The organism is Streptococcus oralis, assembly GCF_001579175.1.
Taxonomy (GTDB): domain Bacteria; phylum Bacillota; class Bacilli; order Lactobacillales; family Streptococcaceae; genus Streptococcus; species Streptococcus oralis_O.
This window is the reverse complement of the sequence record NZ_KQ970760.1, coordinates 325689-342606: the sequence shown is the minus strand read 5'-3', so window position 1 is coordinate 342606 and position 16918 is coordinate 325689. Positions and strand designations below refer to the sequence as shown.

Sequence of the window (16918 nt, the reverse complement as noted above, 5' to 3'; positions counted from 1 at the left end):
ATTGTCTTTATTACGGTACCGTCTGTCTTTATCAAAACGGTCGTTTCCACGATTGCCTTTCTTGAAATCATCACGGCGACCATTGCCACGGCGATCACGGTCTCGGCGGTCATCTCCACGACGGCCTCCTCGACCTCCCTTGCCTTTGCCACCAAAGCCATTACCTGATGGTTTAAATGGCAGTGGTTTTTCACGCGCAATCTCCACTTCAGGAAGGCTGTCTGGATCTTGGACTGTCAGACTCAAGATATACATAGCCAATTCTTCTGGACTAAATTCTGCTGCTAACTTACGAGCATCTCTAGCAAATTTCTCAAAGTTCCCACGAATGGCTTCGTCTGCGAAGTCTCGTTCGATTTTCTTGAGCGCTACTTGTTTCTTAGCTTGGAAGGCTTCTTCTGCTGTCGCTGGTTTCAAGCCTTTCATGCGTTTTTTAGTCAAGTTTTCAATAATTTGAAGGTAGCCCATTTCATTTGGAGAAACAAAGGTAATAGATTGACCTGACTTACCAGCACGACCTGTACGACCAATACGGTGAACGTAACTTTCAGGATCTTGTGGAATATCGTAGTTGTAGACATGGGTCACACCTGAGATATCCAAACCACGTGCTGCTACGTCTGTCGCAACTAGAACATCAAGATTGCCATTTTTAAAATCACGAAGGACACGAAGACGTTTGTTTTGGTCTAAGTCACCATGAATCCCTTCTGCACGGAAACCACGGATTTTGAGACCACGAGTCAATTCATCTACACGGCGTTTGGTACGACCAAATACGATAGCAAGTTCTGGTTGTTCCACATCCATGAGACGTGTCATGGTATCAAATTTCTCTTGTTCCTTGACACGGATATAGTACTGATCCACCAGCTCTGTTGTCAATTCCTTGGCAGCAATCTTGACATGTTCAGGGTCCTTCATAAACTGAACACCGATACGTTTGATAGCATCTGGCATGGTTGCTGAAAAGAGCAAGGTTTGACGATTTTCAGGGACACGGGAAATGATGGCTTCGATGTCTTCAAGGAAGCCCATATTGAGCATTTCATCCGCTTCGTCAAGGATGAGGGTTTCGATATCGTGCAATTTCAAAGCCTTGCGTTTAATCAAGTCCAAAAGACGGCCTGGTGTTCCTACCACGATATGGGCACCAGATTTAAGGGCCTTGATTTGTTTCTCGATGCTTGAACCACCGTAAACTGAGCGAACTTTCACTCCCTTGCTACGGCCAAAGCGGAAAAGTTCTTCTTGACTTTGAACAGCGAGTTCACGAGTTGGAGCGATGACCAAGGCTTGGATAGTCGCTTCTTCTGTACGAATTTTTTCAAGGGTTGGCAAGCCAAAGGCTGCAGTTTTCCCTGTACCAGTCTGAGCTTGACCGATAACGTCTTTCCCTTCGAGAGCTAAAGGAATAGTTTGCTCTTGGATAGGACTTGCTTCTACAAATCCAGCTTTTTCAATCTCTGCTAGCAATTCAGCAGACAAGTTAAATTCATTAAATTTCACGTTTTTCTTCTTTCTAAAGATGGTGCGAAGCCATCCTATAGCGCTTAGTATATACTTTTCTTTTCATGATGTATCTTCAACAAAAATGAGATACTGTGTTGCTTCTTTTCCACGAAAGAAAAGTATGAGTTTCTTTGCAACCTATCTAGTATAACACAAGAGCGGGGCAAAAGATAGTAGAATCCTTAAGGAAAATTATGTAAGCGGTTTTTGGATTTCCTTTTTGATTGAACGACCTAGATAATAAGACAAAGCCAAGGCTATACTATATAAAATGAGAAAAACGAACAAGGTTTGTGTGTAAGAATGAGCTATTTTATAAGTTTCTGCTAATAAAATAGGCCCTGCTAAACCAGCCATTGCCCAAGCTGTTAAAATATATCCATGCAGAGCGGCCAATTCCTTGGTTCCAAAAATATCACTGAGATAAGCCGGAATCAATGAAAAGCCAGCTCCATAGCAAGTCATCAAAATAGACATAGCGACTACAAATAAAATGGAATCTGTAAAGAGCCAAAGTGAGAGAGAAAAGAAAAGATTGACAAGCAGTAATATACTAAAGGTTAGAGGGCGACCGATATAGTCAGATAAACTCGCCCAGAGCAAACGACCAAACCCATTGAAAATCCCTAAAACGCCCACCATTACTGCTGCATGACTTGTAGACAAGCCAGCCATCTCCTGTGCCATTGGCGATGCCGCTGAAATTAAGCCTAAACCACAAGCTATGTTGATAAAGAAAATAATCCAAAGTATATAAAACCGATTGCTTTTCAGGGCCTGATTCGCAGCCATTCCTTGCGTCAAAGAGGCTGTTTTTTCTTTCCCTGAAACAGATAAAATTGCAAGCTCTTGCTCATTTGGACGCTTAATGAATTGTGAAGCTAGGAGCATGATAATAAAGTAACTTGCACCTAAAATATAAAAAGTTTCTACAAGCCCTACCCCTGCGATGAGATGTTGCGCTATGGGACTAGTCAATAAAGAAGCAAAACCAAACCCCATAATCGCTAAACCTGTTGCGAGACCACGTTTATCAGGAAACCATTTTATAATCGTTGACACAGGGGTAATATAGCCTGCTCCCAAACCAAGCCCACCTAAAATACCATAAGCTAGATACAACAACCACAGCTCCTGACGGTCTATTGCAAATCCTGTTAAGATATTTCCACCTGCGTATAGAAAAGCAGATAGACTCCCCATGACTCTCGGACCAAATTTTTCTACCAAACGCCCCATAAATGCAGCCGATAATCCCAAACAAAAGATTGCTAGACTAAAGGCAAAGGCAACAGACGCCTGATCCCATCCCGTTTTTTCAATAATAGGGTTGCGATAAACACTCCAAGCATAAGTCGAACCCAGCATTAAGTGTAAAATGACCCCAGCAAAGGCAATAATATAACGATTCGATTTCATAAAACCTCCTATTTTCGAACATTTATTCTATTTTATATAAAAATAGATAGGATTTTAGTTTATCAAGCTTGTCAAAAAATTACTAGTTTTTTGTCTGGAAAGCGTTTTTATCTTTTTCTGTCTTTCCCGTAGCAGATTTGTGCAAAAAGTGTTTTCTTATGCTAGAATGAAAATCGAATAGGAGGGCTATAAATGTTAACATATGATTTAATCGTTATTGGATTTGGTAAAGCTGGGAAAACACTAGCTGGTAAATTGGCTTCAACTGGCAAAAAAGTTGCCCTCATTGAACGTAGCAAAGCTATGTACGGTGGAACTTGTATCAACATCGGATGTATCCCAACTAAAACCTTACTAGTTGCTGCTGAGAAAGACTTGTCTTTTGAAGAAGTCATTGCTACCAAAAATACTATCACTAGTCGCCTCAACGGCAAAAACTATGCTACTGTTGCGGGAACAGGCGTAGATATCTTTGATGCGGAAGCTCACTTCCTTTCAAACAAAATTATCGAAATTCAGGCTGGTGATGAAAAACAAGAGCTGACTGCTGAAACTATCGTTATCAACACTGGTGCTGTTTCAAACGTCTTGCCAATCCCTGGACTTGCTACAAGTAAGAATGTCTTTGACTCGACTGGTATTCAAAACTTGGACAAATTGCCTGAAAAACTTGGTGTCCTTGGTGGCGGAAATATCGGTCTTGAATTTGCAGGACTCTACAACAAACTTGGTAGCAAGGTCACAGTCCTAGATGCCTTGGATACTTTCCTACCTCGAGCAGAACCTTCCATTGCAGCTCTTGCTAAACAATACATGGAAGAAGACGGCATTGAATTGCTTCAAAACATCCGTACTACTGAAATCAAAAACGACGGTGACCAAGTTCTTGTCGTAACTGAAAACGAAACTTACCGTTTCGATGCTCTTCTCTACGCAACTGGACGTAAACCAAACGTAGAACCACTTCAACTTGAGAATACCGATATTGAATTAACTGAGCGTGGTGCTATCAAAGTAGACAAACATTGTCAAACAAACGTTCCTGGTGTCTTTGCAGTTGGAGACGTCAACGGTGGACCTCAATTTACCTACATTTCACTTGATGACTTCCGCGTTGTTTACAGCTATCTTGCTGGAGATGGCAGCTACACACTTGAAGACCGTCTCAATGTGCCAAATACCATGTTCATCACACCAGCTCTTTCTCAAGTTGGTTTGACCGAAAGCCAAGCAGCTGATTTGAAACTTCCATACGCAGTGAAGGAAATCCCTGTTGCAGCCATGCCTCGCGGTCACGTCAATGGAGATCTTCGTGGAGCCTTCAAAGCTGTTGTCAACACTGAAACCAAAGAAATTCTCGGTGCAACTATCTTCTCAGAAGGTTCACAAGAAATCATCAACATCATCACTGTTGCGATGGACAACAAGATCCCTTACACTTACTTCACAAAACAAATCTTCACTCACCCAACCTTGGCTGAGAACTTGAATGACTTGTTTGCGATTTAAGTTGAGACTACATCGTAGCTAACAGCCCTCGTCGGGCTGTTTTTGTTTCTGCGAAATCTCAAATCTGTCTTTTCCCTCTTTTATGATATAATAGAAACATGAAATTAAAAACTACTTTGGGCCTCCTAGTTGGGCGTTCTTCTCACTTCATCTTGAACCGTCTTGGTCGTGGAAGTACGCTCCCTGGAAAACTTGCCCTTCAATTTGATAAAGATATTTTACAAAATCTAGCTAAGAACTACGAGATTGTCGTGGTCACTGGAACCAATGGGAAAACCCTGACAACTGCCCTCACTGTCGGCATTTTAAAAGAAGTCTATGGTCAGGTTCTAACCAATCCTAGTGGTGCCAACATGATCACAGGGATTACGACAACCTTCTTGACTGCCAAATCCTCTAAAACTGGGAAAAACATTGCCGTTCTAGAAATTGACGAGGCTAGTCTATCTCGTATCTGTGACTACATCCATCCTAGCCTTTTTGTCATTACTAATATTTTCCGTGACCAGATGGACCGCTATGGTGAGATTTACACAACTTATAACATGATTTTGGATGCCATTCGTAAGGTGCCTACGGCTACTGTTCTCCTCAATGGTGACAGTCCACTTTTCTACAAACCAGCTATTCCAAACCCAGTACAGTATTTTGGTTTTGACTTGGAGAAAGGGCCAGCCCAACTAGCTCACTACAATACCGAAGGAATCCTCTGCCCTGACTGTCAAGGCATCCTCAAATATGAGCACAATACCTATGCCAACTTGGGTGCCTATATCTGTGAAAATTGTGGTTGCAAACGACCTGACTTGAACTACCGTCTGACAGACTTGGTTGAATTGACCAACAATCGCTCCCGCTTTGTCATTGACGGACAAGAATACGGCATCCAAATCGGTGGACTTTACAACATCTACAATGCCCTTGCTGCGGTTGCCATTGCTCGATTCCTCGGCGCTGATTCGCAACGGATCAAACAAGGATTTGACAAGAGTCGTGCAGTCTTTGGTCGTCAGGAAACCTTCCATATCGGTGATAAAGAATGTACCCTTGTCTTGATTAAGAATCCAGTCGGTGCAACTCAAGCTATCGAAATGATTAAACTAGCTCCTTATCCATTTAGTCTATCTGTCCTTCTCAACGCCAACTATGCTGATGGAATAGATACCAGCTGGATCTGGGATGCAGACTTTGAACAAATCACTGACATGGATATCCCTGAAATCAATGCTGGCGGTGTTCGTCATTCTGAAATCGCACGTCGTCTACGAGTGACAGGCTACCCAGCTGATAAAATCACTGAGACAAGCAATCTGGAGCAAGTTCTCAAAACCATTGAGAAGCAAGACTGCAAGCATGCCTATATCCTAGCTACCTATACTGCTATGCTGGAATTCCGCGAACTGCTGAGTAGTCGTCAGATTGTTAGAAAGGAGATGAACTAATGGTTTATACTTCACTTTCCTCAAAAGATGGCAACTACCCTTATCAGCTCAACATCGCCCACCTCTATGGAAACCTCATGAATACCTATGGTGACAATGGAAACATCCTCATGCTCAAGTATGTAGCTGAGAAACTCGGAGCTCATGTAACGGTTGACATCGTTTCTCTCCATGATGACTTTGATGAAAACCACTACGACATCGCCTTTTTCGGTGGGGGTCAAGACTTTGAACAAAGTATTATCGCTGGCGATCTTCCTGCTAAAAAAGAGAGCATTGACAACTACATCCAAAACGATGGTGTTGTTCTAGCCATCTGCGGTGGTTTCCAACTATTGGGTCAATATTATGTTGAAGCTTCAGGCAAACGTATCGAAGGGCTAGGGGTCATGGGCCACTATACCCTCAACCAGACCAATAACCGCTTTATCGGTGACATCAAGATTCACAATGAAGATTTCAATGAAACCTACTATGGATTTGAAAATCACCAGGGTCGCACCTTCCTCTCTGATGACCAAAAACCACTGGGACTGGTTGTCTATGGAAATGGAAACAACGAAGAAAAGATCGGCGAAGGGGTTCATTATAAGAATGTCTTTGGTTCCTACTTCCACGGACCTATCCTCTCTCGTAATGCCAATCTAGCTTATCGCCTCGTCACTACTGCTCTCAAGAAGAAATACGGTCAGGATATCCAACTCCCTGCCTATGAGGACATCCTCAGTCAAGAAATCGCTGAAGAATACAGCGACGTCAAAAGCAAGGCTGACTTTTCTTAAACAAAAGGAAATTATATCAAAGAACTCTGTTATCTTGTCAGAGTTCTTTTTGTCTGTTCTTTTACCCTTCTCCCTTGCATTTTCTCTCTTTTTTTGCCAAAATAGAGGGGTAGAAAGAAGGTAGCATATGTCTAAATTACAACAAATCGTAACATATCTTGAATCAGAAAAACTAGACGTCGCTGTCGTATCTGACCCCGTCACTATTAATTACCTCACTGGCTTTTACAGTGATCCCCATGAACGCCAAATGTTCCTCTTTGTTCTAGCAGATCAGGAACCGCTTCTCTTCGTTCCAGCCCTAGAAGTAGAGCGTGCAACCAGCACTGTTTCCTTCCCAGTTGTGGGCTATGTGGATTCTGAAAATCCTTGGCAAAAAATCAAAAACGCTTTGCCTCAGCACGACTTCAAACGTGTAGCAGTTGAGTTTGACAATCTCATCTTAACCAAATACCATGGTTTGAAAGCAGTCTTTGAAACTGCTGAGTTTGAAAACCTCACTCCTCGTATCCAACGCATGCGCCTCATCAAATCAGCTGATGAAGTTCAAAAAATGATGGTTGCAGGGCTCTATGCTGATAAGGCTGTTAAAGTTGGTTTTGACAATATTTCTCTTGATAAGACTGAGACAGATATCATTGCGCAAATCGACTTTGCCATGAAGCGTGAAGGCTATGAAATGAGCTTTGATACCATGGTCTTGACTGGTGATAATGCTGCAAATCCGCACGGAATTCCTGGTGCAAACAAGGTCGAAAAAGACGCCCTTCTCCTCTTTGACCTCGGTGTCATGGTCAATGGCTACGCCTCAGATATGACTCGTACGATCGCTGTTGGCAAACCAGACCAGTTCAAGAAGGACATTTACAACTTGACTCTAGAAGCCCAACAAGCTGCCCTTGACTTTATCAAACCTGGTGTAACTGCTCACGAAGTGGACCGCGCCGCCCGTGAAGTCATCGAAAAAGCGGGCTACGGTGAGTACTTCAACCACCGTCTCGGTCACGGTATCGGTATGGATGTCCACGAGTTCCCATCTATCATGGAAGGAAACGACATGACCATCGAAGAAGGCATGTGCTTCTCTGTTGAACCAGGTATCTATATCCCGGGCAAAGTCGGTGTTCGTATCGAAGACTGCGGTGTTGTCACTAAGGATGGATTTGACCTCTTTACCAGCACCAGCAAAGATTTGCTTTATTTTGATTAATGGTATTATTTTATGTTAAATGATTTCTTTAAATTAGTTGACAACGTTACTAACGAAACTTCTAAGGTTGTAAATGGTATCGTTAATGAATCCTCGAAGGTTGTTAATGATATTGCTAATGAGACTTCAAAAGCCGTAAAAATAGTTGTCGATGAAACTTCAAAAATAACTGGCAATACTGTAGATGGAGCTGTGAATATAGTCAATAATACTATGACAGGAATTTCTAATGTTATAAGTATTCCAGGTAAAGTTGTAAATATTATTCTTGAAGTACACTCATGGAATAGTCAAGAGCGTCTTGAAAAGAAACAAGATGAGGAGCTTAGACAATCTTTATCCATTCAATTTCCAGAATTCTTAAATCAAGAAGAGTTCAATAGAATAATTCACGAAGAAACCGATAAAATTATTCGAATAAAAAAAGTAGAAATTAGCCAAGCTTTAATTAATTTGGAGGTATATTCAAATAGTCGAATTTCAACTTGGTGTTTTACTTTAGATTATAATGATTATGGAATTTTAACAGGAAAAGTTAGAATCTCAAGTGAAAACACTGACTCAAGTATGCCTAAAAATGTTAGTTTACGAATTTCGGAGCGGCTTAATGATATTTTAAAGAATCAGTATATTCTTCCACCTGATGATTATGAGATTTTACTTGCAAAAGAACCTTTCGAAGTAAAAGAGCTTTTTGAGAATATTGGATTTCATAATGTAACATTACTTGAAGAAAAATATGAAAAATTACCTCATTTTATTAAGAATTACAAAATACATAGTATTACAATAGAAAATTGCAAATATTTTGATAAAGATTCCTATTTTGATAGTAATTCTTCTGTTGTAATTTCCTATTATCTACAGGAAGACTGAGAGTCAAAATAATAAAACGCATAGTATCAAGTTTATTCAACAGCTGATACTATGCGTTTTTTGATTTTAAAGACTTTTGACTCAACCTCTCTACTTAATCTTCTTAACGCTCTGAAAGACTACAAACCCCACAACCATTCCCAAGGTATTTTGCAGGAAGTTTGGAAGGATTTCTGGCAAGGCTGCTGACCAGCCATTCATCAGGGTAGAACCTAGGGCGTAGCCACTTACCATGACGATAGTAGCCAAGACAAGACCTAGCCATTGCCACTTGCCTTTAAAACCTGCAAAAAATCCTTGCAAGCCATGGTTCACTAAACTAAAGAACATCCACTGTGGATAGCCTGATAAAAGGTCAATTAGGAATCCTGCTAATCCTCCAACGACAGCTCCTTCTTTACTGCCAAAGTAAAAGGCAGTAAAGAAAATACCTGCATCCAAGAGAGTCAATATTCCTGTTGGCGTTCCAATTTTTAAGTAATAACCTAGAACCACAGAAAGGGCGGTTAGAAGGGATACAAGGGCGATTTTAGTTGTTTTTGTTTGCTTCATATTGTCTTACTCCATATTGATCTGCTTGTGCAATGGCACGGTAAACGAAAGCTTTAGAGCTCTCCACTGCTGTTAAAAGTTCATCACCTTTAACCAAGTGACTGGCAATGCTTGAGGCAAAGGTACAACCTGCACCAGCATTTTGCCCTTGGATAACGGGATTTTCTAGGACAGTGAAAGTTTGTCCATCATAAAAGACATCCACAGCCTTGTCCTGACTAAGGCGATTGCCTCCCTTGATAATGACTGCTGGCGCTCCTAAATCATGCAATTTCTGCGCTGCAGCTTTCATATCTTCCAAGGTTTTGACCTCCTGATCTGCTAGCAATTCTGCTTCTGGGAGATTAGGAGTAATCACACTCACATGAGGGAAAAAGCGAATCAACTCTTGACAGAGTTCACTTACAGCTACATCATGCGTTTCCTTGCAGACCAAAACGGGGTCCAATACCACAGGCACCCCCGGACGTTGCTTGATAAAGTCCAGTGCCTTCTCAGCCACACTGACAGTAGGGAGAAGTCCAATCTTAATCCCTGCAAACTCCACATCACGCAAACTATCCAACTCATGTTGGAAAATAGTATCATCCGTAGGAAAGACTTCAAACCCCTTTTCTGTCAAGGCTGTCAAACAAGTCACTGCTACGAAACCATGCAAGCCATTCAAGGTATAGGTAGCCAAATCAGCTGACAGACCTCCACCACTAAAAATATCATTCCCAGAAAGGGCTAAAATACGATTATTCTTCATAACGAATCTCCTTCAAATACAAACCATTCGGTGCTGCTGTTGGACCTGCAAGCTGTCTGTCTTTTTTTTCCAAGATCAAGTCAATCTGCTCAACTGGCATTCGATTATTTCCGATTTTGAGCAGTGTCCCCACCATATTGCGAATCTGCTTATACAAGAAACCATTTCCTGAAAAGGTAAAGGTCAAAAATTGGCCTGTCTCATCGACTGTTAAACTCGCTTCTGTAATGGTCCGAACCTTGTCCTCTACACTGGTTCCAGATGCTGTAAAACCGGTGAAATCGTGGATTCCCTCTAGCTTTTTGATTGCCATCTGCATCCGTTCCACATCGAGGGGATAGGGAAAGTGAGTAGCATAGTGACGGCGCATCGGATTTTTGGGGCGCCCTCTATCCACGATAAACTCATAGGTCTTACTATGTTTTGCATAACGACAATGAAAATCATCGGCCACAATCTCAATCAAAATCACATCGATATCTTCAGGAGACTGGGTATCTAGAGCAAAACGGAGTTTTTCCTCATCCATCTGATAAGGGAGATCAAAATGAATGACCTGACCCAGAGCATGGACACCACTATCAGTCCTACCAGCACCGTGTACAGTGATGGCTTGCCCCTTATTCAGTCTCGTTAAAGTTTTTTCGATTTCCTCTTGAACGCTCCGCGCATGAGGCTGGCGCTGAAAACCAGCAAAGGCATAACCGTCATAGGAAATGATTGCTTTATATCTTGTCATAACTTCTATTTTATCAGGAAATAAAAGTGTAAACAAGTTTAAAAACCAATAATTGTCTGGGTACAAAATTTCCGAAAAGAAAAACTTAGGAAATTAATCCTAAGCTCTCTTTTGAAGTGCGTACATAACAAAGATAGAAGTGACAATCAACCAGCATCCTAGAATGGTGAAGACCAACATACCATCTTGAGTCACCAAGCCGATCGCCCCAAGAATGAAAGGTGTCGTAAAGGCTCCAAAGCTGCATCCTAGTACTGCAAAAGATGTTGCCTGATTAAGGAGCTTGGCTGAGATTCTTTCAGAAAGAAGCTGAAAGACAGTGGTCAAGGCCACACTGTAAGAAAAACCTGCCACAACACTTCCAACTACCATCACACCCAATGACGGAGACAAGGCAATCACAATCTGCCCCAATCCAAAGGTGATACCTGACCAAAGGAGCAACCTTTCTTTAAACAGAGAGATAAAGAAAGAAAAACTCACACCTGCCAAGATACCAATCAACTGCATGATACTTAAAATCAAACTCGATAACTGGGCATCCCCTATACCTCTTTCTACCATCAGACTAGGAATACGAATGGTGATAGCTGTATTGGTGCAGACAACAACTGCTGCTTCGACAGCCAATAGAAAAATTAAGCCTTTCATCTGTCCTGTCAAACGAGCGCTTTCAACCTCTTTTTTCTTAATCTCTTTCTTTTCTTTGCCATAAGGGACAAATAGCAGATAAAGGATCAACACTAAAAATCCAGCACTATAAGCTAAAAAGGTCGCTGTCCATCCAAAGGAAAGGAGTTGACCTACCATTAGAGTTAAAATCGAAGCACCAACCACCTCTGCTGATCCCCTTAGACCTAGCATCTGGATCCGTGTCTTTCCGTGATAGCGTTCACTGATAATGGAAATGGCCTTGGCATTGATCATCCCCACACCCAAACCAAATAAAATCCGCATAGCAAAGACAAAGTTATAATCCTGATACCAGAAGGGAGCTGTTCCACCGATAGAGAGGATAACAAGGCCCAGACTAATCTGAAGACGTTCAGGCAACAAACGTTCCAAAACCCCATTTAAGACTAGCATAATCATAATCCCAAAAGAAGGGAGGCTAACGAGAAGCTCGATTTGTTCTTTGGGATAGCCCTGATAGTAGTCGAACATAGCTGGTAGAGCACTCGAGATGGAAAAGGAAGTAATCAAAACGAGGGAGAGAGCTAGAATGCTAGCCCGTTCTAAATATTGTTTCATGGATTCTCTTTCTGTTTTTTTCTCTCACTATCATATCTTTTTTTAAAGGATATGGCAAGAAAAGAAGGAGCCCAACTGACATAGGGACTCCGTCCTAATTTCCCTTATAGGAAGACTATTTTCGCTTGATTTGCTTGATCAGGTAGAAGATAAATCCTGCAACCATATAGGCCACAAAGATAGTCAAACACCATTTAATAACCACGTCCCAACCCTTGGCCACATCTAAAAAGAAATAAGGGAAAGGACTAACCTTAGAATTTGGTACAGGTAGTTTCAATACTAAGCCATTAAAAAGAGCAAAAAGCATGTAAACCAAGGGCAAGATGGTCCACAATACTGGATCCCAGATCTTGTATTGACCTTGCTTATCAAATAATAAGGTATCAGCTAGAAACCAAAGTGGAACGATATAGTGACAGAGGAAATTTTCCAAACGGTAAAAATCAGTCGCTATCGGCGCTAGCATAAAATGGTAAATGACACAAGTAATCATGATACTCATGGTAACTCCGCCCTTGAGACGGAGTAGATGCCGACTTTGCCAATTTTCACCAGATCGTCTCATCACATAAAGCAGATAAGCTGTAAAAAGTGTTACCAAGAGATTGGATAGCACTGTATAGTAGAGGAGCATGCCAAAACCACCACGCTTGGTAATCTCTAGGTAAACTCCTGTGAAAGCCGCTAAGAACAAGAGCACACGGCTATAAAAGATAAATTTCAGGTTCATTTTCATGGCTAGATTTTCTTAACAAATTCTGATTTGAGTTTCATAGCTCCAAAACCATCAATCTTACAATCGATGTTGTGGTCGCCTTCTACGATACGGATATTTTTGACACGAGTTCCTTGTTTCAAATCCTTAGGTGCACCTTTTACTTTCAAGTCTTTGATAAGGGTTACAGTATCGCCGTCAGCCAATTTATTTCCATTGGCATCGATAGCAACAACACCCTCTTCTACTTCTGCAACTTCAGCAGGATTCCATTCATAGGCACACTCTGGGCAAACTAAGAGGCTTCCGTCTTCGTAGACATATTCTGAATGACATTTTGGGCAATTTGGTAAGTTGTTCATGGGTTCTCCTTATAACGTTTCACTATTCTTTGAAAATCAAAATTTCTCGAACAGCAACTATTATACCGTAAAATCCTACATTTGACAATGTATCCTAAGTCAAGCAAACAAAAAATCATGCAACTTTTTAGAGTTACATGACTTTTAAAAGATGATTGGTCATGGGTACTTATCAAGCACCTCATGATAAAAGGGGTAGCAACTATATCTTACAGACCAGGAGCTTGTCCAAGTTCTGCTGTAAGCATCCAAACTGTTTTCTCAAGTTCAGCCTTAGCCCCAACAAAGATATCGTTTGTAACATCATCACCTTCTTCGTCAGTTACATCCAAAGCTTTTTGGAAAAGAGTGATGAGGTAGCGATAAATTGCTAGAACACGTTCCAAGCTTTCTTCAACGTTACGGAATTCTCCTTCTTCTTCTTCGATTTCACTGTGTTGAAGGAATTCTGTCAAAGTTGAATAAGGTTTTCCACCAAGAGTAATCAAACGTTCACTGATTTCGTCAAGATAGCCATCAAGACTGTCCATGTATTCATCCATTTTTGGATGCCATACGAGGAAACCACGACCACGCATATACCAGTGAACTTGGTGAAGGGCAACGTGAGCCACATACAAGTCCGCTACTGCTTGGTTCAATACTTCCTTTGTTTTTGCCAATGCTACTGGCGCTGTTTTAGATAATGTTGTTACGTCTTTTACTGCTTCTTTTTTAAATTCAACCATATTTCTTACCTCTTTTCATTTTTTTATAACTACTTCACAGTAGCTATAATACAAGTATACTACTACCAGAAAATGATATCAAGGAAAGTGTACTATCTGAGAAAAGTTGCAATAGACTGATAATTTAAGAAAAATATACAGTCTTTAAAAAAAGACAGTCTTAGCAGACTGTCTGGAATAAGCTAGATTATTTTACAAAGTCAAGCAATGCCAAGAAGCTTTCAGCTTCAAGTGATGCTCCACCAACAAGAGCTCCGTCCACATCTGGACAAGCCATGTATGAAGCAACGTTTTCAGGTTTAACTGAACCACCGTATTGAACGCGTACTTTGTCAGCAACTTCTTGACCGAAGTCAGCAGCTACAACGTCACGAACAACTTTACACATTTTTTGTGCGTCGTCTTGTGAAGCTGATTTACCAGTACCGATAGCCCAGATTGGCTCATAAGCGATAACGGATGCAGCAACTTGCTCAGCAGTCAATCCAGCCAAAGCAGCAGATACTTGAGCACCTACGAATTCAGCTGCTTTACCAGCTTCGTAAGTTTCAAGTGACTCACCACAACAGATGATTGGAAGCATACCGTTTGCAAAGATTGCTTTTGCTTTTTTGTTGATATCTTCGTCAGTTTCATGGAAGTAGTCACGACGTTCTGAGTGACCGATAACAACGTAGTCTGTACCGATTTCTTTCAAAACTTGTGGGCTAGTTTCACCAGTGAAAGCACCTGCATTTTCAAAGTAGCAGTTTTGAGCAGCAACTTTAAGGTTAGTTCCTTTAGCAGCAGCAAGAACAGTTGTCAAGTCAAGTGCAGGAACTGCAATACCAGCTTCAACAAGGTCTGATGAAGGAAGTTTTGAGGCAACGGCTTCAACGAATGCTTTTGCTTCTTCTGGATTTTTGTTCATTTTCCAGTTACCAGCGATAAATGGTTTACGTGACATTTCACATACCTCTTTTTTCATTTTATTTTCTATTATTTTATCATATTTATAAAGAGCTTGCAAACCTTACTCTAATTTTCAAGATTTTTCAAGCGACTAATCTTGCCACAAATTCATGGCATCAAGAAAATCAGCTGAAGCTTGAACTTGTTTAGAATTGTTTGCTTCTCTCTCAGCTCGTTTAGCCTCCACTTGGGCCACAGACTGGATGCCTTCATGGCGCCAATTCCGAAGGATGGCTTGAATATATTTCCAGTTTGGTTTGCCATTTAGAACGGCTTCTCGAAGAGCTTCCTTAATCAAATCCGCCTTGATCCCATCGTCTTTGACTGTCTTAGAAAGATCTTCGATTTCAAATGGTGTTAATAAGCGTCCCAATTCCTGCTGAAAAGTCTCAACTAGATCCTTCAATTTATTTTGCGGATTTGGGGCAGTTGTAGCTGGAGTTTGGCTGTCTAGCAAGCTATCCAAGCGTTCAAAAGCCAAACTAGCATCAAAAATGAGCTCAATTTCCCCATTTAGTTCAATGGTCCGATATTGTAGCAAACCATTTTCAGTCAAATTCGAAATAGATTGGTTGACATCTGCCACCTCTTTGCCAATGATTTCAGCAATCTGGCTAGGCGAAACATCTCCTAGGGCTGTGGTATTTTGTAAATAGAAAAATTGCCAGACGAGAAAATCTTCGCTGGAAGGAAAGAGTTCCTTAAAATGCAAGAGCAGGGCACTTGGCAAAACCAAGTTCCCTGATTTAAAAGCGTCAAAATATGTCATAATTCCTCTTATAAATATCCAAATGAAGCTGCATCGTCCTCTACCTTTTTCCAGTCAAATGGAGTTTCCTGATAAACAGCATAGTTAACCCAGTTACTGAAAAAGAGGGCAGCTGATGAAGACCAACAGAGACACGGTGTCTCATTCACATCATCATTTTTGAAGTAATTTTCCGGAATATGAGGATCAAGTCCTGCCTCACAATCACGAAAATACTCTTTTGCTAGAGTATCACGGTCATATTCTAAATGACCAAAACTATAAATCTCACGAAGATCCCGACTAGCTAAAATAGAAACACCGACTTGTTCTCCCTCAGAGAGGATTTCCAGATTGGTTTTTCCCAGTATCTCTTCCTTGTAGACTTCTGTATGACGAGAATGGGGAGCTACATAGCTATCATCAAACCCACGAAAGAGTAGATGGCCCTCTTTCAATGTATCTTGCGGGTAAATACCTGACAGCTTCTGCTCCATCTGGTATTTTTCAACGCCATAGCGAGCATAAAGACCTGCTTGAGCACCCCAACAGATATGCAAGGTAGAAAAAACATGCGTCTTGGACCATTCGATGACCTGTTTAAACTCCTCCCAGTAGTCCACCTCCTCAAAAGGTAGGTGCTCCACTGGAGCTCCCGTGATGATCATTCCATCAAAAAAGTCATTCTTGACTTCCGAGAAGGTCTTATAGAAAGTTTCCATATGTTCGGCACGAGTCGTCTTTGAACGATGCGTTTCCATATACAAGAAATCGATATCTAACTGTAGGGGCGTATTGGCCAAATGCCGCAAGAGTTGTGTTTCTGTCACAATCTTTTGGGGCATCAGATTTAGAATCAAAATCTTCAAAGGTCGAATATCTTGGTGAGCAGCACGTTGATCATCCATGACAAAGATATTTTCTGTCCTTAAAATCTCAACAGCAGGTAATTTTTTTTCAATCCGAATCGGCATAATACCCTCCTAACAGTCATCTATTTCGGGAATGGCTTTATCTGCTTGAAAGCACAATCTTTCAAACTTCTCTTCCTTTTATTATACTGTATGAAGATATAGTTTTCAATTATAGTTTTTCTCTAACTAGCTATAGTTTGTTTATATAGCAGATGAAGAGAAAACAGCCCCAAGGACTGTTTTTCATTAATAATGCATAAGTACCTTGTAATCGTAATCTCCGATTTTTTCACGGCCTTTAAGCTCATCAAGCTCAATCAAGAACGCACAACCGGCTACAACTCCACCAAGTCTTTCGATCATTTCAATGGTTGCCTTAACAGTTCCACCTGTCGCCAAGAGGTCATCTACGATGAGAACGCGTTGACCTGGTTTGATGGCATCAGCGTGCATG

At 41.2% G+C, this 16918-nt stretch carries 18 protein-coding genes; 5 read left to right on the top strand and 13 right to left on the bottom strand.

The features are described from left to right. A partial coding sequence (locus SORDD24_RS06000; RefSeq protein ID WP_061408634.1) for a degradosome RNA helicase CshA occupies nt 1-1509 on the bottom strand: 1509 nt, incomplete at its 3' end. A 195-nt stretch (nt 1510-1704) separates the two neighbouring features. After that, nucleotides 1705-2931, bottom strand: coding sequence for an L-lactate MFS transporter (locus SORDD24_RS05995; protein WP_061408631.1), 1227 nt, complete (start codon nt 2929-2931; stop codon nt 1705-1707). Nucleotides 2932-3123: 192 nt separating this feature from the next. On the opposite strand from SORDD24_RS05995, the gene SORDD24_RS05990 reads away from it, so the two are divergent. From SORDD24_RS05990 to SORDD24_RS05970, 5 genes are all read left to right on the top strand, one after another. Beyond that, on the top strand, nt 3124-4440 hold the full coding sequence (locus tag SORDD24_RS05990) for an FAD-containing oxidoreductase (protein WP_061408628.1): 1317 nt from the start codon (nt 3124-3126) through the stop codon (nt 4438-4440). Between the two features lie 98 nt (nt 4441-4538). Further along, a complete protein-coding gene (murT, locus tag SORDD24_RS05985; RefSeq protein ID WP_061408625.1) occupies nt 4539-5882 on the top strand; it encodes a lipid II isoglutaminyl synthase subunit MurT in 1344 nt (447 codons plus the stop codon). Next, on the top strand, nt 5882-6664 hold the full coding sequence (gene gatD / locus SORDD24_RS05980) for a lipid II isoglutaminyl synthase subunit GatD (protein ID WP_061408622.1): 783 nt from the start codon (nt 5882-5884) through the stop codon (nt 6662-6664). The genes murT and gatD overlap by 1 nt, the downstream gene beginning before the upstream one ends. A gap of 127 nt (nt 6665-6791) precedes the next feature. Then, the gene (locus SORDD24_RS05975) at nt 6792-7874 is read left to right on the top strand and encodes a M24 family metallopeptidase (RefSeq protein ID WP_061408619.1); all 1083 of its coding nucleotides are present in this window, start codon (nt 6792-6794) and stop codon (nt 7872-7874) included. A gap of 12 nt (nt 7875-7886) precedes the next feature. Then, nucleotides 7887-8750, top strand: a complete 864-nt coding sequence (locus SORDD24_RS05970; RefSeq protein ID WP_061408616.1) for a hypothetical protein — start codon at nt 7887-7889, stop codon at nt 8748-8750. A gap of 90 nt (nt 8751-8840) precedes the next feature. Here the strand turns inward: SORDD24_RS05970 and SORDD24_RS05965 are convergent, their stop codons facing one another. The 11 genes from SORDD24_RS05965 to SORDD24_RS11690 all read right to left on the bottom strand — a co-directional run. Further along, nucleotides 8841-9302, bottom strand: coding sequence for an ECF transporter S component (locus SORDD24_RS05965; protein WP_061408613.1), 462 nt, complete (start codon nt 9300-9302; stop codon nt 8841-8843). Continuing rightward, on the bottom strand, nt 9280-10053 hold the full coding sequence (locus SORDD24_RS05960; protein WP_061408610.1) for a bifunctional hydroxymethylpyrimidine kinase/phosphomethylpyrimidine kinase: 774 nt from the start codon (nt 10051-10053) through the stop codon (nt 9280-9282). The genes SORDD24_RS05965 and SORDD24_RS05960 overlap by 23 nt, the downstream gene beginning before the upstream one ends. Continuing rightward, nucleotides 10043-10792, bottom strand: coding sequence for a tRNA pseudouridine(38-40) synthase TruA (truA, locus tag SORDD24_RS05955; protein WP_061408606.1), 750 nt, complete (start codon nt 10790-10792; stop codon nt 10043-10045). Before truA ends, SORDD24_RS05960 begins: the two co-directional genes overlap by 11 nt. 99 nt (nt 10793-10891) lie before the next feature. Further along, nucleotides 10892-12043: an MFS transporter gene (locus tag SORDD24_RS05950; protein ID WP_061408603.1), complete on the bottom strand. Its 1152-nt coding sequence runs from the start codon at nt 12041-12043 to the stop codon at nt 10892-10894. Nucleotides 12044-12158: 115 nt separating this feature from the next. Beyond that, nucleotides 12159-12782, bottom strand: coding sequence for a Pr6Pr family membrane protein (locus SORDD24_RS05945; RefSeq protein ID WP_061408600.1), 624 nt, complete (start codon nt 12780-12782; stop codon nt 12159-12161). 2 nt (nt 12783-12784) lie between these two features. Next, nucleotides 12785-13123, bottom strand: coding sequence for a zinc ribbon domain-containing protein YjdM (locus SORDD24_RS05940; protein ID WP_001061580.1), 339 nt, complete (start codon nt 13121-13123; stop codon nt 12785-12787). Between the two features lie 209 nt (nt 13124-13332). Next, entirely contained in the window at nt 13333-13851 is a 519-nt protein-coding gene (locus SORDD24_RS05935) for a Dps family protein (protein ID WP_061408597.1), read from the bottom strand. 187 nt (nt 13852-14038) lie between these two features. Next, nucleotides 14039-14797, bottom strand: coding sequence for a triose-phosphate isomerase (gene tpiA / locus SORDD24_RS05930; protein ID WP_049490291.1), 759 nt, complete (start codon nt 14795-14797; stop codon nt 14039-14041). 96 nt (nt 14798-14893) lie between these two features. Further along, nucleotides 14894-15571: a DnaD domain-containing protein gene (locus tag SORDD24_RS05925; protein WP_061408594.1), complete on the bottom strand. Its 678-nt coding sequence runs from the start codon at nt 15569-15571 to the stop codon at nt 14894-14896. A gap of 8 nt (nt 15572-15579) precedes the next feature. Beyond that, nucleotides 15580-16524 carry a homoserine O-acetyltransferase MetA gene (metA, locus tag SORDD24_RS05920; protein WP_061408591.1) on the bottom strand — a complete coding sequence of 315 codons (945 nt, stop codon included), beginning with the start codon at nt 16522-16524 and terminating at the stop codon, nt 15580-15582. A gap of 186 nt (nt 16525-16710) precedes the next feature. After that, a partial coding sequence (locus tag SORDD24_RS11690; protein ID WP_269139592.1) for a phosphoribosyltransferase family protein occupies nt 16711-16918 on the bottom strand: 208 nt, incomplete at its 5' end.

Bases quoted from the DNA above. Each gene is read 5' to 3' on its own strand.
- SORDD24_RS05995 (WP_061408631.1), bottom strand. From the start codon at position 2,931: ATGAAATCGAATCGTTATATTATTGCCTTTGCTGGGGTCATTTTACAC.
- SORDD24_RS05990 (WP_061408628.1), top strand. From the start codon at position 3,124: ATGTTAACATATGATTTAATCGTTATTGGATTTGGTAAAGCTGGGAAA.
- murT (WP_061408625.1), top strand. From the start codon at position 4,539: ATGAAATTAAAAACTACTTTGGGCCTCCTAGTTGGGCGTTCTTCTCAC.
- gatD (WP_061408622.1), top strand. From the start codon at position 5,882: ATGGTTTATACTTCACTTTCCTCAAAAGATGGCAACTACCCTTATCAG.
- SORDD24_RS05975 (WP_061408619.1), top strand. From the start codon at position 6,792: ATGTCTAAATTACAACAAATCGTAACATATCTTGAATCAGAAAAACTA.
- SORDD24_RS05970 (WP_061408616.1), top strand. From the start codon at position 7,887: ATGTTAAATGATTTCTTTAAATTAGTTGACAACGTTACTAACGAAACT.
- SORDD24_RS05965 (WP_061408613.1), bottom strand. From the start codon at position 9,302: ATGAAGCAAACAAAAACAACTAAAATCGCCCTTGTATCCCTTCTAACC.
- SORDD24_RS05960 (WP_061408610.1), bottom strand. From the start codon at position 10,053: ATGAAGAATAATCGTATTTTAGCCCTTTCTGGGAATGATATTTTTAGT.
- truA (WP_061408606.1), bottom strand. From the start codon at position 10,792: ATGACAAGATATAAAGCAATCATTTCCTATGACGGTTATGCCTTTGCT.
- SORDD24_RS05950 (WP_061408603.1), bottom strand. From the start codon at position 12,043: ATGAAACAATATTTAGAACGGGCTAGCATTCTAGCTCTCTCCCTCGTT.
- SORDD24_RS05945 (WP_061408600.1), bottom strand. From the start codon at position 12,782: ATGAAAATGAACCTGAAATTTATCTTTTATAGCCGTGTGCTCTTGTTC.
- SORDD24_RS05940 (WP_001061580.1), bottom strand. From the start codon at position 13,123: ATGAACAACTTACCAAATTGCCCAAAATGTCATTCAGAATATGTCTAC.
- SORDD24_RS05935 (WP_061408597.1), bottom strand. From the start codon at position 13,851: ATGGTTGAATTTAAAAAAGAAGCAGTAAAAGACGTAACAACATTATCT.
- tpiA (WP_049490291.1), bottom strand. From the start codon at position 14,797: ATGTCACGTAAACCATTTATCGCTGGTAACTGGAAAATGAACAAAAAT.
- SORDD24_RS05925 (WP_061408594.1), bottom strand. From the start codon at position 15,571: ATGACATATTTTGACGCTTTTAAATCAGGGAACTTGGTTTTGCCAAGT.
- metA (WP_061408591.1), bottom strand. From the start codon at position 16,524: ATGCCGATTCGGATTGAAAAAAAATTACCTGCTGTTGAGATTTTAAGG.